Annotated in this window: 24 protein-coding genes and 1 tRNA gene; 22 read left to right on the forward strand and 3 right to left on the reverse strand. The window is 31.2% G+C overall.

The window, feature by feature from the left end; genetic code table 11:
* Positions 1-18: 18 nt before the first annotated feature.
* The 5 genes from GQF29_RS12450 to GQF29_RS12470 all read left to right on the forward strand — a co-directional run bounded on the left by GQF29_RS12450 (position 19) and on the right by GQF29_RS12470 (position 3,413).
* Complete coding sequence (locus GQF29_RS12450; protein ID WP_008787685.1) at positions 19-282, forward strand: DUF2624 family protein; 264 nt, start codon at positions 19-21, stop codon at positions 280-282.
* Between the two features lie 322 nt (positions 283-604).
* Entirely contained in the window at positions 605-1,585 is a 981-nt protein-coding gene (locus GQF29_RS12455; protein ID WP_008787686.1) for an asparaginase, read from the forward strand.
* Positions 1,575-2,447: a DMT family transporter gene (locus GQF29_RS12460; RefSeq protein WP_008787687.1), complete on the forward strand. Its 873-nt coding sequence runs from the start codon at positions 1,575-1,577 to the stop codon at positions 2,445-2,447. Before GQF29_RS12455 ends, GQF29_RS12460 begins: the two co-directional genes overlap by 11 nt.
* 2 nt (positions 2,448-2,449) lie before the next feature.
* The gene (locus GQF29_RS12465; RefSeq protein ID WP_017143876.1) at positions 2,450-2,998 is read left to right on the forward strand and encodes a uridine kinase family protein; all 549 of its coding nucleotides are present in this window, start codon (positions 2,450-2,452) and stop codon (positions 2,996-2,998) included.
* 28 nt (positions 2,999-3,026) lie between these two features.
* Entirely contained in the window at positions 3,027-3,413 is a 387-nt protein-coding gene (locus tag GQF29_RS12470) for a hypothetical protein (RefSeq protein ID WP_017143875.1), read from the forward strand.
* Positions 3,414-3,486: 73 nt separating this feature from the next.
* Here GQF29_RS12470 and GQF29_RS12475 read toward each other — a convergent pair whose 3' ends face one another.
* Positions 3,487-4,071 carry an ATP-dependent Clp protease proteolytic subunit gene (locus GQF29_RS12475; RefSeq protein WP_008787690.1) on the reverse strand — a complete coding sequence of 195 codons (585 nt, stop codon included), beginning with the start codon at positions 4,069-4,071 and terminating at the stop codon, positions 3,487-3,489.
* 295 nt (positions 4,072-4,366) lie between these two features.
* Here GQF29_RS12475 and gap point away from each other — a divergent pair, with 295 nt between their 5' ends.
* The 9 genes from gap to lgt all read left to right on the forward strand — a co-directional run bounded on the left by gap (position 4,367) and on the right by lgt (position 16,753).
* Positions 4,367-5,383 (forward strand): type I glyceraldehyde-3-phosphate dehydrogenase, encoded by a 1,017-nt coding sequence (gap, locus tag GQF29_RS12480; protein ID WP_008787691.1) that lies wholly within the window; start codon positions 4,367-4,369, stop codon positions 5,381-5,383.
* Between the two features lie 561 nt (positions 5,384-5,944).
* Positions 5,945-6,724, forward strand: a complete 780-nt coding sequence (locus GQF29_RS12485; RefSeq protein WP_008787692.1) for a ZIP family metal transporter — start codon at positions 5,945-5,947, stop codon at positions 6,722-6,724.
* Positions 6,725-6,764: 40 nt separating this feature from the next.
* Entirely contained in the window at positions 6,765-7,133 is a 369-nt protein-coding gene (locus GQF29_RS12490) for a metal-dependent transcriptional regulator (protein ID WP_008787693.1), read from the forward strand.
* A gap of 293 nt (positions 7,134-7,426) precedes the next feature.
* Complete coding sequence (locus tag GQF29_RS12495; protein ID WP_017143873.1) at positions 7,427-8,857, forward strand: S41 family peptidase; 1,431 nt, start codon at positions 7,427-7,429, stop codon at positions 8,855-8,857.
* A 13-nt stretch (positions 8,858-8,870) separates the two neighbouring features.
* Positions 8,871-10,844, forward strand: coding sequence for an excinuclease ABC subunit UvrB (gene uvrB, locus GQF29_RS12500; protein ID WP_008787695.1), 1,974 nt, complete (start codon positions 8,871-8,873; stop codon positions 10,842-10,844).
* Entirely contained in the window at positions 10,844-12,184 is a 1,341-nt protein-coding gene (locus GQF29_RS12505; protein WP_008787696.1) for a CCA tRNA nucleotidyltransferase, read from the forward strand. The genes uvrB and GQF29_RS12505 overlap by 1 nt, the downstream gene beginning before the upstream one ends.
* Positions 12,177-15,002, forward strand: a complete 2,826-nt coding sequence (gene uvrA, locus GQF29_RS12510; protein ID WP_008787697.1) for an excinuclease ABC subunit UvrA — start codon at positions 12,177-12,179, stop codon at positions 15,000-15,002. The genes GQF29_RS12505 and uvrA overlap by 8 nt, the downstream gene beginning before the upstream one ends.
* A 9-nt stretch (positions 15,003-15,011) precedes the next feature.
* The gene (hprK, locus tag GQF29_RS12515; protein WP_008787698.1) at positions 15,012-15,944 is read left to right on the forward strand and encodes an HPr(Ser) kinase/phosphatase; all 933 of its coding nucleotides are present in this window, start codon (positions 15,012-15,014) and stop codon (positions 15,942-15,944) included.
* On the forward strand, positions 15,944-16,753 hold the full coding sequence (gene lgt, locus GQF29_RS12520; protein WP_008787699.1) for a prolipoprotein diacylglyceryl transferase: 810 nt from the start codon (positions 15,944-15,946) through the stop codon (positions 16,751-16,753). Before hprK ends, lgt begins: the two co-directional genes overlap by 1 nt.
* A 126-nt stretch (positions 16,754-16,879) precedes the next feature.
* Here the strand turns inward: lgt and GQF29_RS12525 are convergent, their stop codons facing one another.
* Complete coding sequence (locus GQF29_RS12525; RefSeq protein WP_017143872.1) at positions 16,880-18,241, reverse strand: ISL3 family transposase; 1,362 nt, start codon at positions 18,239-18,241, stop codon at positions 16,880-16,882.
* A gap of 299 nt (positions 18,242-18,540) precedes the next feature.
* On the opposite strand from GQF29_RS12525, the gene GQF29_RS12530 reads away from it, so the two are divergent.
* From GQF29_RS12530 to GQF29_RS12550, 5 genes are all read left to right on the forward strand, one after another.
* Positions 18,541-19,596 (forward strand): GTP pyrophosphokinase, encoded by a 1,056-nt coding sequence (locus GQF29_RS12530; RefSeq protein WP_008787701.1) that lies wholly within the window; start codon positions 18,541-18,543, stop codon positions 19,594-19,596.
* A gap of 91 nt (positions 19,597-19,687) precedes the next feature.
* Positions 19,688-20,374, forward strand: a complete 687-nt coding sequence (locus GQF29_RS12535; protein WP_008787702.1) for a response regulator transcription factor — start codon at positions 19,688-19,690, stop codon at positions 20,372-20,374.
* A complete protein-coding gene (locus tag GQF29_RS12540) occupies positions 20,361-21,341 on the forward strand; it encodes a sensor histidine kinase (protein ID WP_008787703.1) in 981 nt (326 codons plus the stop codon). The genes GQF29_RS12535 and GQF29_RS12540 overlap by 14 nt, the downstream gene beginning before the upstream one ends.
* Positions 21,342-21,404: 63 nt before the next feature.
* Positions 21,405-22,067, forward strand: a complete 663-nt coding sequence (locus GQF29_RS12545; protein ID WP_054325573.1) for an ABC transporter ATP-binding protein — start codon at positions 21,405-21,407, stop codon at positions 22,065-22,067.
* Complete coding sequence (locus GQF29_RS12550; RefSeq protein ID WP_017143871.1) at positions 22,060-24,486, forward strand: FtsX-like permease family protein; 2,427 nt, start codon at positions 22,060-22,062, stop codon at positions 24,484-24,486. Before GQF29_RS12545 ends, GQF29_RS12550 begins: the two co-directional genes overlap by 8 nt.
* Before the next feature lie 71 nt (positions 24,487-24,557).
* Here GQF29_RS12550 and GQF29_RS12555 read toward each other — a convergent pair whose 3' ends face one another.
* On the reverse strand, positions 24,558-24,896 hold the full coding sequence (locus GQF29_RS12555; RefSeq protein ID WP_054325574.1) for a hypothetical protein: 339 nt from the start codon (positions 24,894-24,896) through the stop codon (positions 24,558-24,560).
* Positions 24,897-25,001: 105 nt separating this feature from the next.
* On the opposite strand from GQF29_RS12555, the gene GQF29_RS12560 reads away from it, so the two are divergent.
* The 3 genes from GQF29_RS12560 to GQF29_RS12570 all read left to right on the forward strand — a co-directional run bounded on the left by GQF29_RS12560 (position 25,002) and on the right by GQF29_RS12570 (position 26,753).
* Positions 25,002-26,189 carry an aminotransferase-like domain-containing protein gene (locus GQF29_RS12560; protein WP_008787707.1) on the forward strand — a complete coding sequence of 396 codons (1,188 nt, stop codon included), beginning with the start codon at positions 25,002-25,004 and terminating at the stop codon, positions 26,187-26,189.
* Between the two features lie 63 nt (positions 26,190-26,252).
* On the forward strand, positions 26,253-26,594 hold the full coding sequence (locus GQF29_RS12565; protein WP_008787708.1) for a hypothetical protein: 342 nt from the start codon (positions 26,253-26,255) through the stop codon (positions 26,592-26,594).
* A gap of 83 nt (positions 26,595-26,677) precedes the next feature.
* Positions 26,678-26,753, forward strand: a tRNA-Asn gene (locus tag GQF29_RS12570).
* The last annotated feature ends 28 nt before the right edge of the window (positions 26,754-26,781 follow it).

The raw sequence follows: 26,781 nt of genomic DNA on the forward strand, positions 1-26,781 counted from the left end.
TGGGAGGAGGAATGAATTATGTTTAATTTATATCGCATGAATCATCGCTTACAATGCTTGAGTTTCAATGCATTCCGTCAGTTATGTCAAAGGCATAATGCAAAGATAGCAGACAAAAACTTAAAAATCATTCTTCATATTATGAAAGATAATCCTCACACAGTTCTCAATGAAGATTATCACCCAATTCTTTTAATTGAAATCACAAAAGAAACTGATCAAAAAGTATGTAATGATTTTAAACCTATTTTAGAGGAATATCTTATTCAAGAAATTAAATAATAAAAATAATGTTATAAAAGATGATGTCAAAAAGGAGCACTTTGAATAAAAAAGGTGCTTTTTCATATGCAAAGATATCGTTTTCATCTATATCATGCTTGAAATATCACTGTACATATGTTATGATATCGGCGAAATGAAACTGGCATTGAGATATGAAACTCAAGCGAGAAGCCAAGGGGTTAGGACCCTTTGGCTTTTCTAGGCTTTTCATCAGATATGTTCTGTAATGATTTTATCAAAGATATTGAAATACTTATTAGAAATTGAGAATAATATAGGAAAAGATTGAAGAATATAAAAATTTGGAAGGTGGTTGTCAATGAAAACAATAGCAATCGTAGCAACAGGTGGAACAATTGCAGGAACTGGTCAAGCTGGGAAAACAGTTGCCTATCATGCAGGTGAAATGAATGTCAATGAGATTATAAAATCAATTCCCATGCTTAAAGATGTTGCAGATCTTAGAGAATATCAATTCATGAATATTGATAGTAATGAAATGAATCCTTCAAGATGGATAGAATTGGCAAATAAAATGAATGAAATTGTGTTAGATGAAAAAATTGATGGGGTGGTTGTAACCCATGGAACGGATACTTTAGATGAGACTGCTTATTTTTTAACATTAACACTTAATACTTCTAAACCGGTTGTCGTCACTGGAGCAATGCGTCCAGCAACGGCGACTTCAGCTGATGGTCCATACAATTTATATCAAGCAGTTTGTCTGGCTGCAAGTGAAGATGCGCATCACCAGGGTGTTATGGGACTGTTTTCAAATACAATCTATTCTGGTAGAGATATTCAAAAAGTCAATAATTATAAAGTTGATGCTTTTGATCAAAAAGCATTTGGCTGTTTAGGATATATGCAAGACCAGGAAGTTTATTTTTTCTCACGTACATTCAAGTTACATACACTGGCATCGCGTTTTTCTAAACAACATCTTATAGATTTGCCATCAGTAGCTATTGCTTATTTTTATGCTGGGGCGTCTGCACAATTATTATATGATATGGCAAGAAACCATCATGGTATTATATTAACTGGTTCGGGAAGTGGGAATTATAGTCAAGAATGGTTGGCGGCCATTAATGATTTATCTAAGCAGGGGATTGTTTTTGTAAGAGCATCACGAGTAAATCAGGGAATTGTTTTTGATGATGCTGTATTTGATCCTCAACATTATTGTATTTCTGCAAATACATTGTCAGCACAAAAAGCAAGAGTGCTTTTAATGTTAGCATTATCGCAAACACAAGATCGAGAAGTGATAAGGGAGATTTTTAATGAATATTAAAAAGAAGGGAATTATTTTTACAGTCATTGCAACATTAATATTTGGAATTACACCTGTGATTGGTAAGATGACTTATGCAATGGGGAGCAATGGTATTCAATTGGCTTTTCTCAGGCATTTATTTGTTGTCCCATTGTTTTTATTTATTGTTGTTTATCAGAAACTGTCTTTGAGGCTTACAAAGCAACAGTACTTAGATGTATTCAAGGTAGGATTCTTTGGCAATACATTGACGGTTGTCATGTTGTATATGTCATATAGTTATATTCCTGTAGGTAGTGCAACAGTATTACATTTTTTATATCCTTTATTTGTTTGTTTATTTAACTTCTTGTTTTATAAACAGACTTTAAATCAAAAGCAAATGTTATGTTTGGCTTTAGCTATTGTTGGGGTATTTTGTTTTATTGATAATACATCTTCATCTATGATTGGATTTGTATTGGCAGTGACTTCAGGGATTTTCTTTGCTTATTATATGATTGGAATGGATCATTCTTCAATTCGCAATATAAGTCCCTATGTTTTTAATTTTTATCTTGTGATTATGAATACAGTTGTTATCTTTTTATTAGGCTTATTGACAAAGAGCCTGTCAATCATGCCAATTGAAGGATATATATTATCTGCTATCGTTGCTATTTTTGCATCGTTAGTGGGTGTGGTGCTTTTACAATTAGGAATTCGTTGCTTAGGAGCTTCTTTAACAGCGATTTTATCAACTTTAGAACCTATTACAAGTATTGTTATTGGCTTTCTATTTTTGGGAGAAACTCTAACTGTTTTAAAAATAATAGGATGTTTATTAGTACTTCTTTCTACTTTTATACTTGTGAAAAATCAAACTGCTGCAGGAGAATAAAAATGACTATTGAACAATTGATAACGAAATTGCAGGAAAAAGATCGTTTTATATTAGCAATTGATGGAATGTGTGGTTCTGGAAAATCGACTCTAGCCTTGGAACTGGCACATATATTTAATGCACATGTCTTTTGTATGGATGATTTTTTCCTGCCACAGGAATTAAGAACTTTAGAAAGATATCATATGCCAGGGGGGAATGTTCATTATGAACGTTTTCTGGAAACTGTTTTAAAACCATTATCTGAATATAAAACAATTCACTATCAACCATTTGATTGCACCAAGATGAAATTGATATCAGATATACAAGAAATACCCTATACTCCTTATAATATTATTGAAGGAAGTTATGCTTTAAGACCTGAGTTAGTACCTTATTATACAGATATCATCGTTTTAAAGATAACTCAACAACAACAAATTGAACGATTGACAAATCGTAATCCTGAAAAAGTATCAACTTTTATTGAACAATGGATTCCTTTAGAAAATCAATATTTTGAATATTACAATATCTATGAAACATATCCAGTCATAACATTATAATTGAAACATATAATATATGGGTGATATGATGATATTGACGGATCATGAGGTTAAAACTTGTTTGGTGTATGTGTTAACACCAATACTTCAAAAATATTCTATTGAGATTAAAGAGGCACATCTTGCTATTCATGATGTAATTGAATTGAATGCAATTGTTGCTTATCAAGATCGTATTATTGATCTTGCAACAACATTTACAATTGGATATAAAGATCATAAATTATGTTTTGATAATATGAAAGGGAAGGTTGAATATCTTTTTTTACAATTAAATGTAGTCAGTGTTTTACAACAACTTATACATGATGATCATTTTGTGGTTCATAACAATTCTTGTTATTATAAAATAGATTTACCAATTCAAGAATTAACTATAGAAGATGAACATTTATGTATCTCTTTAAAGGAATAAACAGAGTATTTTCTGTTTGTTTTTTTATTTTTATAATGAGAAAAAAACACCTTCAATATAATAAGGTGTTCTCTTATTTATCTTTCGTAAGAACTTCATCAATAAGACCATATTCTAAGGCATCATAAGCATTCATGAAATAATCACGATCAGTATCCTTTTTTATCTTTCTTAATGGTTGAGAAGTCATTTCAGATAATAATTTATTTAATTTTTCTTTTTGTCTTAATATATGCTTTGTGGTAATTTCAATATCGCTTGCTTGTCCATTCGTTCCACCTAATGGCTGATGAATCATGATTTCACTATTTTGTAAGGCACAACGTTTTCCTTTTTGTCCAGCAGCCAATAAAAAAGCGCCCATGCTGGCAGAAAGACCAATGCTTATTGTTGACACATCACACTTTACAAAATTCATGGTATCATAAATTGCTAGACCAGCAGAGACACTACCTCCTGGTGAATTGATATACATATAGATATCAGCACTTGAATCAAGTGATTCTAAGTATAATAATTGGCTAACAATAGAACTGGCAACCTCATCATTAATTTCTCCACATAACATAATAATACGATCTTCTAAGAGTCTAGAGAATATATCATAAGCATATTCTTTAGATTGTTTTTTTAAAATTACAGTTGGTATAAAGTGCATTTCCTATAACCTCCATAGTTCATTATAGAGTGATTTTCATTGAATATTCATAAAATTAAAAGGAATGTGAATTGTCTTTCATGTTTCATCAAATAATGGAAATTTTATTTTTTAAAATGGAAAAAAGTGTTTATTTTTATATATATTGTGTTGGAAAAAGTCTTTTTCTGCTTGGAAGTGTTTACATTGTGTCTCTTGTGAATTTTTTTATATATTCGTTACAACTTTTATTGATTTATTTAGTTTTGTAGACTATAATAGAGGCATAAAATAAATCAAGGAGGATGTCAAGAAAATGGCAGTAAAAGTAGCAATTAACGGTTTCGGACGTATTGGACGTCTAGCATTTAGACAAATGTTTGGTGCTGAAGGATATGAAATTGTAGCAATTAACGATTTAACAGATCCTAAGATGTTAGCACATTTATTAAAATATGATTCAGCACAAGGAAGATATGCTTTAGCAGATACAGTGGTAGCTGGTGAAGATTCTATCACAGTTGATGGAAAAGAAATCAAAATTTATGCAAAAGCTAATGCAGCTGAATTACCTTGGGGAGAATTAGGAGTAGATGTAGTCTTAGAATGTACTGGATTCTATGTATCTAAAGCTAAATCTCAAGCTCATATTGATGCAGGAGCTAAAAAAGTTGTTATCTCTGCACCAGCAGGAAATGACTTACCAACAGTTGTATTTGGTGTAAACGAAGGTATCTTAACTGCAGATGATACAATCATTTCAGCAGCTTCTTGTACTACAAACTGTTTAGCACCAATGGCTAACGCTTTAAATAACTTAGCTAAAATCAAATCAGGTATCATGTTAACAGTACATGCTTACACTGGTGACCAAATGGTATTAGATGGACCTCATAGAAAAGGTGATTTAAGAAGAGCTCGTGCAGCTGCTGTTAATATCGTTCCTAACTCTACAGGTGCAGCTAAAGCTATTGGTTTAGTTATCCCTGAATTAAATGGTAAATTAATTGGTTCAGCTCAACGTGTACCAGTTCCTACTGGATCAACAACTATCTTAACTTCAGTTGTTGAAGGTGAAGTAACAGTAGAACAAGTTAATGCAGCTATGAAAGCAGCAGCAACTCCATCATTCGGATATACTGAAGAACAATTAGTATCTTCTGATATTATCGGAATTAACTACGGATCATTATTCGATGCAACTCAAACTATGGTTAAACCATTAGATAACGGAACTACTGAAGTTCAAACTGTTGCTTGGTATGATAACGAAAATTCATATACTTCTAACATGGTTAGAACTATTAAATATTTCGCTGAATTAAGTAAATAATGATGAGAGTCCCATGAGGGACTCTTTTTTATCTTCACAACAATTGATGTTGAAAAATATGAGAGATAAACTTAGATGATAAAGAAATTTATTCTGATATATTTATACTGACAATACGCTGAGTTTCACTTTCATATATTCAATAATGATTTGGTGATTGTTATGCGTTTTTTATATGCGAAACATTGTGTGAAGATTCAGTAGTCAATGGAAACCTACGATTGATTAATGTTTTGTTGAAGAAAAATAAAGATTCTATAATCATATTTCTATTTCTGATGAAATATGAAATGAAGTGATTTATTTGAAATCGCTCAAGTATAACTGTGATTGATATGGCTCATAGTATGAATATCGAACTGAGATATGAAAGCATTGAAGTTTAGAAACATGCAGAATATCTTAAAGGACTACAATATGATAGAGGATAGTCATATGATTTAAAGAATCTTCATTTTTATAACAAATACTAGTATTGTAGATATTTTTTCTTTGCATATCTTTTGACCTGTTTTCTAAAATCAGTTATAGTAAGGATGATATAAAGGGAGGAGAAAAATGATGAATACAACTATTATTTTAGGATTACTCATTCCATTTATAGGAACAACATTAGGATCTGCTTGCGTATTCTTTATGTCTAAGAAAATGAGTACGCTTGTTCAAAAGATATTATTAGGTTTTGCTTCAGGAGTCATGATAGCTGCTTCAGTTTGGTCATTACTTATACCAGCAATTGATATGTCAGAATCTTTAGGTAAATTTGCGTTTTTGCCTGCAGCAATTGGCTTTTTGCTTGGAATTGGATTTTTGTTAGTGTTGGATCATACTGTGCCACATATGCATTTGGATAATGAGATAGAAGGAAAGAAATCTCAGTTACAAAAAACAACTATGTTGGTTTTGGCTGTGACATTACATAATATTCCTGAAGGAATGGCAGTTGGAGTTGTTTTTGCAGGTGTATTGATGGGGAATAGTGATGTTTCTTTAATGGGAGCACTTGCTTTAGCTATTGGAATTGCTATTCAGAATTTTCCAGAGGGTGCTATTATATCAATGCCGCTAAAGAGTGAAGGAATATCTAAAGGTAAGGCTTTTTTGTATGGAACTGCTTCTGGTATAGTTGAACCTATTGGTGCTGTAATAACAATACTTTTATCTCAATTTGTTGTTCCTATTTTACCATATTTATTGGCTTTCGCAGCTGGTGCGATGATTTATGTTGTTGTAGAAGAACTGATACCGGAAGCTTCAAAAGGAGCGCATTCAAATATTGCGACAATTGGATTTGCCATTGGATTTGTTGTGATGATGGTTTTAGATGTGGCATTAGGATAGTCATTTGTGATATAATAATAAAAGATATGAGGTGACCATAATGGATTTGCATGAATCTGGAGAAATGTATTTAGAAACAATTTTAATGTTAAAAAATAAGAATCAGTATGTGAGATCTATTGATATTGCGAATACAATGAATTTTTCAAAACCAAGTGTTTCGCGTGCAATTAAACTTTTAAAAGAATCTCAATTAATTATTGTTGATCAAAAAGGTTATATTGATTTTACTGCAGAAGGCAGAAAAATTGCTGAAAATGTGTATAATCGTCATACGACGTTAACACAGTTTCTCATTAATTTAGGTGTTGGTGAAAAGCAGGCAGAGGATGATGCTTGCCGTTTAGAACATATTGTGAGTGAAGAGACTTATCAATGTATACAGAAATTTTTAAAAGAGCAGTCGTAAAGATTGCTTTTGTTGTTTTTGTGGTTATAGAATTGTTTACCAAGAACTTGAAAAAGTTGCATTTTATATATATTTACGCAACAATATATGCTATAATATCAATGCATATATAATTAAGTAGCATAATATGTGCTAAAAATTTGAAAAGTCATGTTCGTTTGTCTTATAACTCATCTTGGTAAATTGAGAATATATATTTATTTTGATAATATGTTATCGGTTTTTGAAGAAATAGATGTTGTTGGTTATATTTTGTGGAAATATATGGTAAAATAGTTGGGCGAGGTGTGGTTATGGATAATTTTGAATTTGAAAATAAGAAGAAAAAGAAGTTAAGAAAAGAACCGTTCTATATTGTTGGTTGTCTTTTATGTTTAGTGATAGGAGCAGGTGGTGGCTATTTCTATCGAGGCTCTCAAGAGAAGACGAATCAAAAAACATCACAGAGTTTGTATGATCAAATTTATAAAGCAATAGAAAGTGATTTTTTAGATACAACAGAAAGTGAGAACTCACTCAAGGATCGTATGTTATATGGTATGGTTGCAGCATTAGGTGATCCATATACTTCCTATTTAAGTACACAAGAAGCCCAGAGTCTAACAGATTCAATTAATGGATCTGTCCAAGGAATAGGAATTACCTTTTCAACAATATCAGTAGGTGGAGTTGTTTTGGCTGTATATAAAGGAACTCCAGCAGAACAGGCAGGACTTTTAAGTGGTGATATTATTACACATGTACAAGGAACTTCGGTTGCTGGGTATAGTTCTGAAAAGATTAAGAATGCAGTTTCTGGAGAAAGTGGTACTTCAGTAGCCTTAAAAGTTTTAAGGAATGGAAAATCTATAGATTTGACTGCGAAACGTGCAAGTGTTGAAACTTCATTAAGTTATGAAATCAGAACATCTGGCCAAGAGAAAATTGGTTATTTACAGATGACAACATTTGGTGAAGGAACAGCAGCATATGTTGAGGAAGCATTGAAAGCATTTCAAAAGGAGAATATTCAAACACTTGTTATTGATTTGAGAGATAATGGTGGCGGATATTTAAAGGCTGCTCAAGATATTTTGGATTTATTTATTGAAAAAGATAAAGTTTTGGTATCTACTCAGACTGTTTCAGGAAAAATAGAATCATTTAAGTCTACAGATATACAAAAATATCATTTTGAAAATGGCTATGTACTTTGTAATGGAGATACTGCTAGTGCATCAGAAGTTATGATTGGAGCATTGAAAGAATATTTAAATTATAAACTCGTAGGAACAAAAACATATGGTAAGGGAATTGCGCAAACGCAATTAACTTTATCTGATTCATCTGTTTTGAAATATACAAATGCAAAATGGTTAACACCAAATGGAAATAATATAAATGGTGAGGGATTTAAACCTGATTATGAAGTTAAGTCTCAATCTATCGATGATTTTCATATTGGGGAATTTAAGGGACCATATCAATATGATCAAGTTGATGATAATATCCAGTATATGCAGGAAATGTTAAAAGAGCTTGGATATAAAGTTGATAGAGTTGATGGATATTATTCAAAGGCAACAGAAGAGGCATTAAAAGCTTTTGAAAAGAGATATGGATTAGCGGTTAATGGTATATATGACAAAAATGATGCAACAATAGTATTAAGTGCATTGTTATATCATATTTATCAAGAATTAGAAGATGCACAGTATTTAAAGGTGACAGAATTAATTAAGTAAAGGGGTGTTAGAAATGGAAAAGTTTAAACTTGTTTCTGAATATTCTCCAATGGGAGATCAGCCAACTGCTATTAAACAATTGGTAGAGGGTATACGAGCAGGTCAAAAAGAGCAGGTTTTATTAGGAGGTACAGGGACAGGAAAAACTTTTACTGTTTCTAATGTTATTGCCGAAGTCAATAAACCAACATTGGTTTTAGCACATAATAAAACGTTGGCAGGGCAGTTATATTCAGAGTTAAAAGAATTCTTTCCTGAAAATCGTGTGGAATATTTTGTTTCTAACTTTGATTTTTATCAACCTGAAGCATATATTCCTAAAAGTGATGTTTATATAGATAAAACTGCTCAAACCAATTATGAAATTGAAATGTTACGTTCTGCAGCAATGAACTCTTTACTAGAAAGAAGAGATACAATCGTTGTGGCATCAGTTGCTTCAATATATGGATTAGGAAATCCAGAACAGTATCGAGAAATGATTTTTTCGTTAAGGGTAGGACAGGAAATAGATCGTAAAGAGTTATTAACATATTTAGTTGATCGTCAATATCAAAGAAATGATATTGAACAATCGAAAGGAACCTTTAGAGTTCGAGGAGATGTTATTGAAATAGTTCCAGGTCATACTGAAAGTTGGTTAATACGTATTGAGTTATTTGGTGATGAGGTTGAACGTATTAGTGAAGCTGATCCCTTAACAGGAAAAACACTAGGAAGTTATAAGACATATACAATTTATCCAGCTTATGGATATGTAACAAGAAAAGATCAGATGTTAAAAGCGTGTGATACGATTGCGGAAGAATTAAAAGAAAGATTAAAGTATTTTGAAGAAGGTATGAAACCTTTGGAATATGAGCGATTAGACCAGCGAACTCGCCATGATATTGAAATGTTAAGAGAAGTTGGAATGTGCCCAGGAATTGAGAATTATTCACGTCATATAGATGGAAGACAAGCAGGACAGAGACCCTATACTCTAATTGATTATTTTCCTGATGATTTTTTAATGATAGTAGATGAAAGTCATGTGATGTTACCACAAGTTAGAGGCATGTTTAATGGTGATAGAAGTCGTAAAGAGACATTGGTGGAATATGGATTTAGATTACCTAGTGCTCTTGATAATAGACCGCTGCGTTTTGAAGAATTTGAAAAGATTATTAATCAGGTCATTTATGTATCAGCTACACCAGGTGATTATGAATTAGAAAGAACCAATGGTACTTTTGCTGAACAGATTATTAGACCGACTGGATTGCTTGATCCAATTATTGAAGTTCGTCCTTCAAAGAATCAAATTGATGATATTATTAGTGAGATTAATGATCGCATTGAAAAGAATGAGAGAGTCTTGATTACAACTTTAACAAAGAGAATGGCCGAAGATTTAAGTGCTTATCTCAAAGAAATGGGGATGAAAGTAGCTTATCTTCATTCTGATACAAAAACTTTGGAAAGAACAGAAATCTTAAGAGATTTACGTCTTGGGAAGTATGATGTTTTAATTGGTATTAACTTATTAAGAGAAGGTCTCGATTTGCCAGAAGTTTCACTTGTTTGTATCTTAGATGCTGATAAGGAAGGTTTCTTAAGAAGTCAGCGTTCATTAATACAGACAATTGGTCGTGCTGCACGTAATGCGCATGGAAAAGTCATTATGTATGGTGATAATATGACTGATTCTATGAAAAAGGCGATTGATGAAACAAGTCGTCGCCGAGAGATTCAAGAAGAGTATAATAGAGAACATCATATTACTCCACAAACAATTCATAAGGAAATTCGTGATTTGATACAAGGAAAAGAAACAATTGATGAAGCGACTTCACTTCTTAAAAAAGGTAAAAAGGCTGATAAGAAAGCGAAGAAGAAATTAATTGATGATTTAGAGAAAGAAATGAAACAGGCTGCCAAGGTTCTTGATTTTGAACGTGCGATGGAATTAAGAGATATGATTATGGAACTTAAAGGTGAAAAGTGATGGAACTTAATCAATTAGCCAGAACTATCTTTGATGATATATTAGCTCAAGGTGGAAGAGTTTATATTGTTGGTGGAAGTGTTAGAGATGTTATCTTGAAGAACTCAGGAGAACATGATGTTGATGTAGAGGTTTATCATATGACTTATGAGCAACTTCATGATTTGTTAGCAAAATACGGAGTTGTGAATACTTTTGGAAAAATGTTTGCGATTATGCAGCTGGAAAATCTAAAGGGATATGATTTTGCCCTACCTCGTCAAGAAAAAAAGGTAGGCGAAAAACATCAGGATTTTGAAGTTATAATCAATCCTGAACTTCCTCTTGAAAAGGCAGTGAAGCGAAGAGATTTGACAATGAATGCATTGATGTATGATTATCAAAATGAAGAAATCATTGATTTATGTGGTGGATTGGATGATATTAAAAAGCATCAGGTTCGTTGTGTGGATCCTCAATCATTTGTTGAGGACCCTTTACGTGTTTTAAGAATTGCACAGTTTATAGCAAGATTCGAGATGACTGTAGAAGAGAAAACGTTAGATTTATGTTATCAAATGGTTCAGCAAGGAATGCTGAAGCATCTATCAATAGAGAGAATCTATGGCGAATATTGTAAGATTTTGATGTCACCTAGACCATCAATAGGATTTGAATTTTTAAAAAGGATTAAAGCTTTACCGTTTTATTTAAGTGATTTAATAACAACTCATCAACGTTTAGACTATCATCCTGAAGGTGATGTCTTTACACATACGATGTTAGTCATTGATGTGGCTGCTTTAACAAAGCATAAGACAGATGCCCCTTTATCATTTATGTGGTCCTGTCTTTTGCATGATATTGGAAAGCCTTTAGTGACGACAGCTGATGGTCATGCACCACAGCATAATGAAGCTGGTGTTAAAGTCTTTCAAAAGGTTAAAATGATTCAATCTAAGAAACAAAGACAATATATATCAACAATGATTATGTATCATATGCATCTTATGAATATGGCAAGAAATCATGGAAAAGATTTATCCTATCTTAGATTATTAAAGAAAATTGATGGAAAAGTTTCTATGAATGATTTGATTTGTATAAGTTGTTGTGATAAGTTAGGGAGAGGGAAAGTAGCTCAAGAACAATATGATGCTTTCTTTACTTTTATAGAAGATAAAATAGCACGATTGGGAATGCAGGCACCTCAGCCACTAATTAATGGATATATATTGATTCAGAATGGTTTTCAACAAAATAAACAATTGAAAATGATTTTGGATGAAGCCTATGATTTGCAATTACAGGGTTTAAGTCAGGAAAAGATATTAAGGAGTTTAAAGAAAAAATATGAATAAGGATAAAATTATTATTAAAGGAGCAAGAGTCAATAATTTAAAGAATATTGATGTTGAAATTCCTAGGGATAAATTGGTTATTATGACTGGACTATCTGGGAGTGGAAAGACATCATTGGCTTTTGATACAATTTATGCAGAAGGACAAAGACGATATGTTGAATCTTTAAGTGCATATGCCAGACAATTCTTGGGTGGGGTTGAAAAGCCAGATGTTGATAGTATTGAAGGACTTTCACCATCAATTGCGATTGATCAAAAGACAACTTCGAACAATCCTCGTTCAACTGTTGGAACAGTCACAGAAATTTTTGATTATTTAAGATTGTTATATGCAAGAGTTGGACATGCCTATTGTCCTGAGCATCATGTTTTAATTGAGTCACAAACAATTAAACAAATGGTGGATGCAATTGATGCATATAAAGATGGAACAAAGCTACAGGTTTTGGCAAGAATGTGTAAAAATCAAAAAGGAACTCATAAGGATTTATTTGAAGAATTAATGAAAGATGGTTTTGTAAGAGTTCAGGTTGATGGCGAAAGCATGTTGTTAGAAGATGAAATTATTTTAGATAAAAACAAGAAACATAACATTGATGTTGTTGTTGATAGAATTGTAAAAAAGGAAGGATATCGTTCTCGTTTAGCTGATTCTTTAGAGACTGCGTTAAAGTTAACTGGTGGAGAAGCGATTGTTGAAAATTTAAGTGAAAAGACAGAGAAGTTATTTTCACAACATTTGGCATGTCCTCACTGTGGTTTTAGTGTTCCTAAATTGGAGCCAAGATTATTTTCTTTTAATAATCCATTAGGTGCATGTCCTGATTGTAAGGGAATCGGTGTTAAGAATGAAGTTGATGATGATTTATTAATTCCAGATTGGTCGTTGAGTATTAATCAGGGTGGTTTGCGTTACTTTAAAACATCTGTGGGAACTGATCGTATTGAATGGCAAAGATTTTTAGTTTTATGTCGAGAATATAATATTGATTTAGATAAGCCTTTAAAAGATTTTAGCAAGAAGGAATTGAAAATTATTTTGAGGGGTTCAGATCGTCCAATTACTTATACTATTGAATCAAGTTCTGGGAATGTTTCTAAAACCACAAAATATATTGAAGGTGTGAAGACTTTGATTGAGCGTCGTTTTGAGGAAACAACATCATCTTGGTCGAAAGAATGGTATGCTTCATTTATGGCTGAGCACACTTGTCCAACTTGTCAGGGTAGACGTTTAAATGATCAAGTTCTTAGTGTTGTTGTAGGTGGAATAAATATTAGTCAATTTACAGATATGTCTATTGAAAAGGCTTTAAATTTTATGAATGAATTAAAATTAAATGAAACTGAAGCCAAAATAGCAAAATTAATTATTAAAGAAATACAAGATAGATTGACTTTCTTAAATAATGTTGGATTAGGTTATTTAACATTATCAAGAAGAGCAGGTGGATTGTCTGGTGGTGAAGCACAACGTATTCGCTTAGCGACTCAGATTGGTTCTCGTTTAACTGGAGTTCTATATGTTTTAGATGAACCTTCTATTGGTTTACATCAAAGAGATAATGAAAAGTTAATTCAAACCTTGTGTAATATGCGTGATTTGGGTAATAGTGTTGTTGTTGTTGAACATGATGAAGATACAATGAGAGCATCTGATTATATTATTGACATTGGACCAGGAGCAGGTGTTCATGGTGGTGAGGTGATTGCTGCAGGAACTCCTGAAGAAATAATGAAAAATCCAAATTCAATTACTGGAAAATATTTATCTGGCGAATACTCAATTCCTGTTCCTAAAAAACACCGAAAAGGAAATGGTCTGTTTATTGAAATTAAAGGTGCTAAAGAAAATAATTTAAAGAATATTAATGTGAAATTCCCATTAGGGAAATTCATTTGTGTGACAGGAGTTTCTGGAAGTGGAAAGTCTACTTTAGTCAATGAAATCTTATGTAAGGCTGTGCGTGCTAAACTTTATCATTCTAAAGAAAAACCAGGATTACATAAAGAAATTCTAGGATTGGAGAATGTTGATAAAGTCATTGAAGTTTCACAGGATCCAATTGGTAGAACGCCACGCTCTAATCCAGTTACATATACTGGTGTTTTTGATGATATCAGGGATTTATTTGCGAAAACACCAGAAGCAAAAATACGTGGGTATGACAAAGGACGTTTCTCATTTAATGTGAAAGGTGGGCGTTGTGAAGCTTGTCAAGGTGATGGTGTTAAACGTATTAGTATGCATTTCTTGCCTGATGTTTATGTACCATGTGAAGAATGTGGTGGAAAACGCTATAATGAAGAAACTTTACAAGTCACATACAAAGATAAGACAATCTATGATGTTTTAGAGATGACAATTGAAGATGCTATTGATTTTTTTGATAATTTAGCTCGTATACGTTCTAAGATTCAAACGATCTCTGATGTTGGGTTAGGATATGTTAAGTTAGGTCAAAGCGCAACAACTCTTTCTGGGGGAGAAGCACAACGTGTCAAATTAGCAAGTGAACTTCAAAAGAAGGCAACTGGAAAAACTGTTTATATTTTAGATGAGCCAACAACTGGTTTGCATAGTCATGATGTAGCACGCTTAATTGAGGTTTTAAATCGTATTGTTGATCAAGGAGATACAGTTATTGTTATTGAGCATAACCTAGATGTTATCAAGGTTGCTGATCATATTATTGATTTGGGATTGGAAGGTGGCGACAATGGTGGTACAATTGTAGTATCAGGTACACCTGAAAAAGTTGCTAAATGTGCTGAAAGCCATACAGGACGCTTTCTTAAGAAAGTGTTAGAGTAGGAGGAAAATATGAGTAAATCGGTAAAGCTAAAAGAATTGATTAAGTCAATGTCATTTAAACAAGTCTCTGGTGATGAAGAATCTTTAGAAAGAGAAATATTTGTTGCTGAAATTAATCGACCTGGATTTGAGTTGGCAGGATTTTTTAAACATACGGATTTTAGAAGAATTATTTTGTTTGGTGAAAAGGAAATTGCATTTGTAAGAGAAATGAGCAAAGAGTCTCAATTGGCTTGTTTCTCTAAACTTGCAAATGATGAAACACCTTGTATTATCATTGCAAAAGGATATGAATGTCCAGAAATATTAAAAAATATAGCAGTCAAAAGAAATTTCCCAATCTTTGAAACCATGCAGGCAACTGGACGTGTTTCTATTGATTTAACTGGAACGTTGGATGAAGCTTTGGCACCAGAAACACTTATTCATGGGGTTTTCTTGAATATTTATGGAAAAGGCGTTGTTATTAGAGGTGATAGTGGAATTGGTAAATCAGAAATTGCTCTCGAATTAATTAAAAGAGGTCATTTGCTGATTGCTGATGATGCTATTGAACTTTATCATATTGGTCAAAATATTGTTGGGAGAGCACCTGAGGTTTTAAGAAACTTGCTTGAAATTAGAGGGATAGGAGTTATTGATGTTTCTAAGATGTTTGGAGTGGCTTCTATTTTACCAAAGGATAACGTTGATCTTATTATCCAACTAGATAGATGGTTACCATCTCGTGAGTATACACGAATTGGTGTTGAAGAAGACGATGTGACTGAAGAAATATTATCTATACAAATACCTAAAATTGTTGTTCCTGTAACAGGAGGAAGAAGTATGTCAGCGATTATTGAAGCAGCAGTTATGAATATGCAGTTGAAAGATTCAGGATTTGATTCTAGTAAAGAATTTGTGAATAGAATCCTGGATAATATTAAGAGTAAATCTTAATGGAATTCTTTAAGGATTTTAGTACTTTTGTAACGATTGGACCTATTAGTATCCAATGGTATGCAATTGTCATTTTGACTGGTGCTTTCATTGCGTATGCTTTGGGTCAATATCGTTTTAAACAATTAGGGTATAATAAAGAAATTTTATCTGATTATTTCTTCGCATTATTATTTATAGGTATTATAGGTGCTCGTATTTGGTATGTCATCTTTACATTCAATGAGGTATATATTTCTAATCCACTTGAGATATTTGCTGTATGGCATGGTGGGTTAGCGATTCAAGGTGGAATTTTCACTGGATTAATTTATAGTTATTTCTTCTTTAAAAAGAGAAATATTCCTTTCTTAGTTGCAGGTGATGCAATTATGCCAGGAGTCTTGATTGCTCAAGCATGTGGACGCTGGGGGAATTTCTTTAATCATGAAGCATTTGGAAGTGAAGTGAGTTTGAAATTTTTAAATTCTTTACATTTACCAGATTTTATTATTCAAAATATGTATATTGATGGAGCATATCATCATCCTACATTTCTGTATGAATCCGTTGGTAATATTATTGCTTTCTTATTAATTATCTTTGTTATAAGAAAATTCCAGAAACATATTGGTATGCAGTTCTTTGGATATTTTGTATTCTATGGAGTTGTCAGATTTTTTGTAGAAGGTCTAAGAACTGATAGTTTAATGTTTGGACCAATTCGTATGGCACAATTGATTTCTATTGTTTTCTTTGCAGTAGGAATCGTTGGTATGGTCTATGTACATATGAAAGGAACAAAGGTAGAAGAGTTTCAAGTAGAGTAGAGAATTCGGTGCTTTAAATTTTGAAGCGGAGAGAACAAAATCGCTTTAAATAATGAGGGGGAGTAATAATGAAAATTATTATTCCCCTTTAAACTTTGGAGAGGACAAATGCCTAGTTCTTTTCTCCTATTTATTTTTTTCGTATGATCCTCGTGGATCTTTATCCTCTTTTATTTTAGTTTTATGTTCACTAGATGAATATGTTTCATATTTGTTTTGAGAATACATAATTCTATTTCTAGCTCTTTCAAAGTTAGTTAATCCATTAGCATTGGATAGTATCTTCTTTATATAATTATTCTTACCTTCTATAGGTCCATTAGAAATTCTTCTATTGCCAATCCAGGTAAAAGAATTTAGTATTTCTGTTTTCCAAGTTTCTAAAGTATCAGCGAGTTCATTCATTTCTTCAATTCCTGATTTTTTACATCTTTTAATCAAAGATCTTAATTCTGCTTCCTTATCACAAGTGTTAATATTTTCTTTTTGACATTGATCAAACGCAAGATATTCTTCCTTTATTTTATATGCCTCACTTATTTCTTTATCTATACCAAGTAAAACTTCTAAAATGCCATTTTCTGTTGTCGTGTATTCTAGGATTCTATCTTTACTAAAGGTATCGTCATCAATATTATTAGCTGATTTTAATAATAATTTATATCTATGTTTTAATAAACGGTAGTATAGTGTTTTCTTATTGGATTTATAATTGTTCATAATTCGTTTTCTTATTTTATTTAATTGACCATTAATGTGTTTTGTCAAATGAAAATGATCTATAATAAGGGTGGCATTCGGAAAGAATGTTGGGAGAAGTGGTTTGAATGTAAAGCTCATGTCGGTGCATACATATTCAACTGTTTCTCTTTCTTTTTTTGGAATCTGAAAAAAGTAAGGTGATAATATTTCATGAGTTCTGGACTTTACAATATCAATAATGAGATTGTTTTCAAAATTCATAAATATACTAGGATATTTGTATTTCGCTTTACTACCAAAATAGAACTCATCTATTAAAAGAATACGAGGAAATGTTTTCCGTGGTATCTGAACAAATGTATCAAAGATATCAATTATTTTAGTCGTAGATACATCATAAGATCTAGCTATTTGAGAATATGTGGCATTATAAGGCTTTAAACCTTCAAGTATGCATATAATAGCTGTCTTAGTAAACTGTTTTCCTTTATATGATATTGGATTATCAACAGTAGGATAGGCGTTACAATCATTACAGTGATATCGTCTTATTTTATAATTAATCTTGCAAACCTTATTATTAATAGGGGCACTGGAAAGGGTGCCGTGACTATATCCTTTACTGTATAGATTTATAGAACCACAATGCGGGCAACAATGAAGTTTTGTGTTAAAAACAATAGATATCAAATATTTGTTTTCAGTAAGATCAATATTGAAAGATTGAACAGAATCTTCTTCAATATCAAAAAGTTTTAAAAGTTTTTTGTCGTTATCATTCATCATAATTATAGAACTAGGCAAGTTTAATTATAACAAAAAAAGCGGATATTTTGTCCGCTTGAAAATTTAAATAGAGAAAAAAGTACTCCGCTTCAAAATTTAAAGGGGTACCTTCTCCCCATGAGAATTTAAAATACCGAGAATTCTACTCTTTTTTGTTAGTCTAAATAAACACATATATTACCTAAGTAGTGTTTAATTATTATCTTAATAAAACGAATCATTAGAGCCTGTGTAAAATATTATAAATGTTCATTTATATTTCATATACGAAGTGTATAATAAATATATGAGGTGAGTTTATGCATAATTCTGCAAAAAAGATAATTAAACAATTTCATGATAACCAGGAGATATATCGTTCTTTAAAACACGATATTGATGATATCTTTACACGTATTATAGATACAAATCATTTCCGTATATCAAATATGGCAATACGTATTAAGAGTGAAGATGCTTTGATGAAAAAAATCACATACAAAAACAGATATCAGGATATTAATGAGATTACAGATGTTGTGGCTTGTCGTATTATTACTTTGTTTGAAAATGATGTTGATCGTATTTATGAATGTGTAAAAGATAATTTTGAGGTTATAGAATATAATGATAAAAGAAAGAAAAACTATGATGATCGTATAGACTTTGGATATAATTCATTACATCTTTTAATTAAATTTAATGATGAGAGATGTCAGTTTATTGAGTATTCAGCATATAAAGATATTATTTTTGAATTACAGATTAGAACCACTTTGCAACATTCTTGGGCAGAAATTGAACATGGATTAGGATATAAATCACAGTATGAAATACCTAAAGATATTCGTAGACGTTTAACAAGATTATCTGCATCATTAGAACTGCTAGATGAGGAGTTTGTTCATATTGCAAAAGAAGTAGATGAATATAATAAAGGCATTGTCCATATTGAAAAGATTCTTAAAACAGATATAAATGTTAATTCTTTAATTCAGTATGTGAATACATCTCCACGTATAAATGGCATTTTAGAAAAGCTACATACTGAATTTCAATTTAAATTTGAGCGTGATTCTGAATTAATATCGCAGTCACGTTTAATTCAAAGATTCCATTATATGGGGTATACATATATTAATGAATTGGATGATTTTGTGGAAAATCATCTCAAGGAAATTGAATGGTTATCTCGAGAAAGAGTAGAGAACTTTAAAGAAAACCATTTGATTAACATTTATAATGTCTTAGTTTGGATTTCTTTAGTTATGCTTGCTAATGATGGTGTGAGCGATCCTGAAGAAATCTTCTCTAAGGAGAGTATTGAAAGGTTACAGCATTTAAAAGAATCTATTGAAGATAAAGTTATTAATTAAATATAAAAATAAACGAAAAGAACTGAAATGTTCTTTTTCTTTTGTCACAAAAGTGTCACCAATATATAATAGAATGAAGGGGGAATAAATTATGAAGAAAGTATTAATAGTAGAAGATGATATAGCATTAGCAAAGTCCTTAAAAGCAGCTCTAGAAGTGAAAGATTATCAAATAGAAGTTGCTGACTGTTATAATCTTGCTATAAGGATGTTTCAGCATATGACTTTTGATATACTTGTAGTGGATATTCAATTACCAGATGGAGATGGAATTGAGCTTTGCGAGTATATAAGAAAACAATCTCAATTACCAATCCTTTTTTTAACAGCTAATGATAATGAAGAGATGTTAGTCAAAGGGTTGAATAGTGGTGGAGATGATTATATGACAAAACCATTTCGAATTAAAGAACTTTATGCAAGACTACAAGCTCTTTTAAGACGTAGTCAATCTTTACAGGATAAAATGATAGTTGGGAACTTACAAATTGATTTACAACGTAGAGAAGTATTTATTGAAAAACAGGAAGTTCATCTTTCTACTATTGATTTTGATATTTTAAAAATGTTAATGATTCATAAGAATCAAGTATTGACACGGAGCCAACTTTTAGAAGCCATTGATCAAGAGAATAATTTTGTGGAGGACAATACACTTTCAGTACATGTCAAAAGGTTACGTGATAAATTAGGAATATATCATGGCCATTCTTATATAGAAACAGTGAGAGGAATTGGTTACAGGCTCAATAAAGAGGTGCTATATGAAGACGAATAATAGAGAATTTATAAGATTAAAGTATATAGCTTTGATTATTTTGTTTTTATTTATTATCATTTATTTGGTTGGTTTTTCAAGAGATATTATGTTTGTTCTTGGAATTATTTTAATGGGGAGTCTTTATATTAGTTTTCAAAATGTTGTCAAAGAATTATATTGTGAAATGCGTGAAGTGATTGCTTATGCCGCTAACGATCAACAAACAATTATAAAAGATGGTGATTTGGGTTTACTGTATAATGAAATGATGCGTTTAAAAAAAAGAACGGTTGCTTATGAAAAGGTTATTCAACAGGAAAAAGATAAACTTCGTCAAATGATTGAAGATATTTGTCATCAGTTAAAAACACCTCTTACAAGCATATCTATATATAATGATCTACTGTTAGATGGAAAGATACAAGACAATTATTTTGAAGAAATTAATCAGCAGATTGAAAAAATGAAATATTTAATTAACAGTCTTTTAACATTAGCAAAATTACAAAGCAGTCAAATTGAATTTGAATTTGAGTATCAGTCTATCCAGGAAGTTATACAATTATCTATGCAGTCTTTACAACCTTTAATAAAGAAAACACGAATTCAGATACATATTGAAGAATTAGAAACGTGCTTTTATTATGATGAAAGTTGGTTACAAGAAGCTTTATCTAATATATTAAAAAATTCATTAGAACAAACTTGTAGTCGTATAGATATAACATTTCTAGAACATCAGCAATATTTAAAGATGTTTATTTATAATGATGGTGAAGCTATTCAAGAGAAAGATTTACCTCATATTTTTGAAAGGTTTTATCATACAAAGAAACAACAGGGTGTTGGTATTGGATTGGCTTTATCGAAAGAGATTATTGAAAAACATCATGGCAGTATCCAGGCTTATAATGATCGTAATGGCGTTGTCTTTGAAATTCTTTTTCCACGTTATCAAATGAATAATAAATTTAAAGTGTCATGAAAATGTAAGAATTGTTATTCATAATAAAGATAGGAGGTGGGAATTACGAAATCAGTTGTAAAAATGTGTCAAGTGAGTAAGGTATATGGAGAAAATGAAACTGAAGTCTATGCTTTAAGGAATATTCATTTGGATATTGAAGAAGGAACATTTGTTACGATTGTTGGGAAAAGTGGAAGTGGGAAATCAACATTGCTTCATGTTATGGGAGGTTTAGAAAAGCCAAATAGTGGAGAGGTTATCATCCAGGATATCTCTTTATATGACTTGAAAGAAGACGAACTGACAATTTTAAGAAGAAGACAGATTGGCTTTGTTTTTCAATTTTTCAATCTTATACCAAGTCAAAATGTCTATGAGAACATTATTTTACCAATGCGTTTAGATGGACGAAAAGAGGATTCTGAATACGTTGAAGATATTATTCGGATGTTGGGTTTGGAAGAAAAGAAACTTTCTTATATTGATGAGTTGTCAGGTGGACAGCAGCAAAGAGTTGCGATTGCACGAGCCTTAGCATCTAAACCAACTATTATTTTATTGGATGAGCCAACAGGTAATTTAGATTCACAGAATAGTGAAGAAGTTATGGATCTTTTAAAAATATCGCAACGTAGATATAATCAAACTATAGTGATGGTTACGCATGATGCGATGATGGCAAACAAGGCAGATCGTATTATTACCATAGAAGATGGCCAAATTGTAGGTGATCAACATGTTTAAGCATAATTATATACAAAAAATTGCCTATGATAATATTCGTAAACAAAAAAAGTTTTATAAGTTTGTCTTTATCTCTTTAGTAATGGTATTTGTTTTATCAACAATTATATCTATTCTTTTTGCATCATATGAAGAAATAGGATACCGTGAAAGATATGAGAGATACGGTTTGTGGAGTGCTGTTGTTAAAAATTCTAATGATTCAGTTATTCAACAGTTAGAAGATGATGTTGATATAGGATATATTTATGATTTAGGTGATGTACAATATCAAGGTCAAAAAGTAGGGACAATGTCATCTTTAGATAAGACTGCTCAGGAACTTGTAAAGTTAAATCTAGAAGATGGGAGGATGCCTTATCAACAAGACGAAATTGTCTTAGAAGAAGATCAATTCTTAAATCTTGGTATTCCTCAAAAGATTCATCAGACTATAGAATTGTCAATTATGTATCAGGGTCAAGAATTAACAAGGGAATATAAAATTGTTGGGATTGTCAGTAATTATACACAAATTTATGATACATCATTAGGAAATATCATAACTTCTCAAATAACATCTAACCAATATGATGCTTTGTTATATTCTCAGGATAATTTAAATTTATGGAATGAAATTATTGAAAAGGAATTAGAAACAGATATTTTATTTAACACAAATACATATAAATATTATCAGCAATCAACTTCTCCTTTAAAGAATAGTTATGAAGAAGGTGATTATACAAAAATATTGAGTAGGATGATTATATGTGTTGGGTTTGTAGGTGTGTTAGGAACAATGGTTTCTGCAATGGCAAAAAGAACTGAAAATTTTGTTTTAATGAGAGCAATTGGGACAACATCTAAACAGATCCAAAAAATGGTTATTTATGAAGGTATAATATTGATTTTTATAGCTTTGCTGATAGGGTTAATCATAGGAGTGTTTTTATCTTCCATTGTTTTATATGCTTATTATCAATTGATGGGTGGAACATTTATATTTATAGTTAATAAAACATTTTATATTCAATTTTGTTTAAGTCTGTTAACTTCATTAATAGGCATATTTATTCCTTCATTTCAGGCATATTCTATTCCTTTGACTGGTAAAATTCAGCAAAAGGTTAAAAGAAATAGAGTTAGAAAAGTACGGAAAATCAATATTCTTTCTTTAGGATTTAAAGAATTTGCTGACCATAAAATGGTATCCTTTCTTTTGATTGTTATTATATTTATTGGAATTATGATTGGGGATTTAATGAATCTTTCAGTTGAATCATATGTTGATACAAATAATTCAATAAGAGAGAAAAGTGATTTTGATTATATATTAAGAAGTTCTCAAGAAGTATTCTCACAAAAAGATTTAAATAAATTAACAAATATTAATGGTCTTGAATCTCAAATTATACATAGTCAAAAAATCTATGCAACATGGCCGGGAATTGAAAATGAAAAAAGCATGGTTCGTTTAAGAAGTTTAAATCATTCTTCCTCTTTATATCAAAAAATGTCAATTCTATATTATGAAAATGAAAATATGGTCAAGGATGTTTTGACAAAATACAATCTTCAAGGACGTTTTCCTGAAAATGATAATGAAATTTTGATTGTTAAACCATGTATACAGGTACATGAAAATGGATATGGATTATCTATAGATCATTTGGAATGTGATAATAATATATTGGATATAGATTTGAAAGTTGGAAATAATCTCATGATTTCCTATATCAATACGTACGATGATTCAATAGAGAAATCCATTGATAGAGAATTTAATATTGTTGGAACAATTGAGTTTAATAATATAAAACCAAAAGAAGAAAGACTTTTTAATTATGATTTTGCAGTGATAACAAATTCCTCAACATATCAAAAGTACTTTGAAGATCATGAACAATTATGTTATTTTGATATTTCTGCTAAGTCTTCGGTATTTGAATTAAAAAAAGAATTATTTGAAATGCAAAAAAGATATCCAGATAGTTCTTATCATGATACAAGCAGTGAATTACAATTAAGAAGTATTCAAAATATTGAATTGATTTTAAAGGATAGTTCATTTTTCTTTATTTTTTTAATAGGAACAATGGTTTTAACATATTTACAAAGAAAAATAAAGGTTCTTTCATTGAAATCTGAAATTGGACTTTATAGATCTATTGGAATGACTAAGAAACAATTTTATTTTATACATTTGTTTTATGGAATTATTATTTATCTATTGGCTGTCATGATTTATATTTGCTTTTATATAGTTAGTTTACTGAGAACAGGTATGGGGTTTAAAGACATTGGAGAAATGATTTTGACTCCGATACATGGCATGGTTATCCTCATATTAGGAATATGTTTTATAGCAGTAATATTCTTTCCTATTCATAGTCAGTTAAAAGAAAATGTTCTTTCTTCAATATCAAGAGATTCATAAAAAAGAAGAGGTGACATAATCTATTGCTTATCAATAGAATGAGTCATCTCTTTATGACAATAACTTCTTTCTTATTTTTTTATTAACCCATCAGCAAAACTGATTGGAATGCCAAAAACAATGCCAGTATCATGATTATCAATGCCACCTAGTGCATCACTTACTGTTTTTCTTACGAGCTCAACTTGTTCATTGTTGACAATGAAGAATATGGTTTTACTATCAGGACGGGGATTTTCTAAAAATAAACGAAGCGATCCTAATAAATAACTATCATCAGATTCTTCTAATGATTTAACCATGCCTGTTGAATCTATGATTGTTCCTCCAGTTACCCCTGCCTTCTTTAAACGAGCTAACAAATCCTCTAAACATTCAATTTTATTTAATACAACAAATATAACTTGCATAATGATCACCACCTAACTTTATTATATAACTTGTCAAAAGAAATATCTAGTTATTATCAGATAATTGCGGTATAATATTGAGTAATTAAAGAGGGGGTATCGATTATGAAATATGAATTTACGAAAAGGATGTCAAATGTAAAAGCGTCAGCTATTAGAGAAATATTAAAAGCAACTGCTGATCCTGATATGATTAGTTTTGCGGGTGGAAATCCAGCGGCAGACGCATTTCCAACTGATGCTATTGAAAAGATATCTGCTGATATTCTTAAAAATGATCCTATTAGTGTTTTACAATATGGGATTACTGAGGGTGATAAGGGATTGATTGAAGCTGCTACGAAATTTTTTAATAGACATGAAAAAGTATTTGGACTAGGTGATAAAATGCTTATCACTTCTGGATCACAACAAATTATGGAATTTGCAGCAAAATGTTTATGTAATGAGGGGGATGTAGTTGTTTGTGAGAATCCTAGTTTTTTGGGTGCATTGAATGCCTTTAAATCATTAGGAGCTATTTTAAGAGGTGTTGAGTATAAAGAGGGACAATTAGACCTTGAAGCCTTAGAAAAAGCATTACAAGCACAGCCAAAGCCTAAATTTATATATTTAATTCCAAACTTTCAGAATCCAACAGGTATGACAATGTCATTTGAAGTAAGACAACAAGTCTTAGCATTGGCTAAACAATATGAAGTGCTTATCTTGGAAGATAACCCGTATGGTGATTTAAGATTTGAAGGAACGGCTATTCCTTCTATTAAATCTTTAGATCAGGATGGATTTGTGATTTATGCAGCAAGTTTATCTAAAATTATTGCTCCAGGAATGCGTATTGCCTGTTGCATAGGTCCAACAGAAATTGTGAATAAATTTACAGTCGCAAAGCAGGCTAGTGATGTCCATTCTAATTTGTGGGCTCAAAAAGTCATGGCAAGATATTTAACAGAATATGATATGGATGAGCATATTGCTGTTATTCAAAAGATATATAAAGATAAATGTAATCTTATGTTACAAGAAATGGAAAAGCATTTTCATAAAGATGTTCATTATACAAAACCAACGGGCGGCATGTTTATATGGGTAACGCTACCAAAACATGTTAACATGCAAGAATTTGTAAAAAAAGCATTGGCTCAAAATGTTGCTGTTGTGCCAGGTCATGCATTTTTAGATGATGATAACAAGGAATGTCATAGTTTTAGAATGAATTTTTCTACCCCAACAAATGAGAAAATTATTGAAGGTATCAGGTTATTAGGTGAATTAACTTTTCAAATGATTTAATTCATAATTCGTCACATTTTTTTAGAATCATGACATATAATAGAAAGTCGGGAGGAAAGAAAGATGCCATTTATGAGATTTACTACTACAAAAACACTAACACTTAAACAAGAAAAAGCACTTAAAGAAAGTGCAGGCAAATTTATTTCTATTTTACCAAATAAAAAAGAAGAACAATTGATGATTCATATTGAAGACAATCAAGTGATGTATTTTAAAGGTAAAGAAATGGATTGCATGAAAATAGAATGTCAATTATTTCATCATATTGAAATATCCTATAAACAAGAGTTTGTAAAAGCAATGATGAATGAAATTGAAATGATAACAAAAATACCAGTATCACATCAATATATGACGATTGATGAATATGATAATTGGGGTAAAAATGGAGAACTTGCTTAGAAGTCAAATTTTGACTTCTTTTTTTGTAAAAAAGTATTGCAATAATTAAATTCATGTGATAATATATTTAAGCACTATAAAGTGCTTGAATAGCTCAGTTGGTAGAGCAATCGGCTGTTAACCGATCGGTCGTAGGTTCGAGTCCTACTTCAAGCGCCATGTGGCCTGTTGGAGAAACGGTTAACTC

Source organism: Coprobacillus cateniformis (assembly GCF_009767585.1).
GTDB classification, from domain to species: domain Bacteria; phylum Bacillota_I; class Bacilli_A; order Erysipelotrichales; family Coprobacillaceae; genus Coprobacillus; species Coprobacillus cateniformis.